At 77.0% G+C, this 1,043-nt stretch carries 1 pseudogene; it reads left to right on the top strand.

The features are described 5' to 3' along the window. Positions 1 to 813 precede the first annotated feature (813 nt). Positions 814 to 1,043, top strand: a pseudogene (locus C1I92_RS35175) (hypothetical protein); the annotation flags it as partial.

The following is a 1,043-nucleotide window of genomic DNA, read 5'->3' as shown; positions in this document are numbered from 1 at the left end:
TAAGCCCACCAGCGCCGATGGTACTGCCCCCCAGCGGGGGTGGGAGAGTAGGACACCGCCGGACACACACCCACACGATGGCCCACCCCCAACACACCGGGGGTGGGCCATCACGCATTCCAGGGACGTCCAACTGACGGCTCCGGGGTGCCCCTACGGTGGATCGACCCCCGGCAGGGGACAATGTGAGTGACCATCTGAGGAACGAGAGGAAGTCACCGATGTCTGGTCGCGACCGCCAGGACCCGCCGGATCCGTCCGACGACGGCCGAGCCGGGCGAGGCGGCAGGGGCCGAGACGACCGTCCGGCCGGTGGGCCGCGCGATGGGCGCAGTGGCGGCCCGCGGCGAGGCTCCGACGGGCCGTCCGGTGGTGAGCGCCGCGGTGGCGGCGGCGGCCGTTCCAGCGGCGATGACTCCCGCGCCGGCGGCCGCCCTTCCGGTGGCGGGCGCTCTTCCGGCCCACGTTCCGGCGACGACACCCGCGGTGGCCGCTCCTACGGTCGCCCCTCGAGTGACGATCCCCGATCCGGCGGCCGGCGATCCGGCAGCGACCGTCCCTCCGGCGGCGGCCGCTCCTACGGCCCCCGCTCGGGAGACGACTCCCGCGGCGGCGACCGCTCCTCCGGCGGCGGCCGCTCCTACGGCCCGCGCTCGGGTGACGACTCCCGCGGTAGCGACCGTCCCTCCGGCGGTGGCCGCTCCTACGGCCCGCGCTCGGGTGACGACTCCCGCGGCGGCGACCGCTCCTCCGGTGGCCGCTCCTACGGCCCGCGCTCGGGAGACGACTCCCGCGGTAGCGACCGCTCCTCCGGTGGCCGCTCCTACGGCCCCCGTTCCGGCGACGACTCCCGCGGTCGCGACCGCCGCGACGATCGAGGAGCCGGCGGAGGCGGCGACCGTCGAGGCGGCCCTGGTGGCCGCTCCTACAGCCCCCGCGCCGGTGCTGACGACTCCCGCGGCGGCGAACGCTCCTCCGGCGGCCGCTCCTACGGCCCGCGTTCCGGCGACGACAGCCGTGGCGGCGGGCGGCCGTCCGGGGGC

The sequence above is a fragment of the Jiangella anatolica genome (assembly GCF_003236295.1).
GTDB lineage: Bacteria > Actinomycetota > Actinomycetes > Jiangellales > Jiangellaceae > Jiangella > Jiangella anatolica.
Note: the sequence above shows the minus strand (reverse complement) of the source record. Positions and strands in the feature narration are given on the sequence as shown.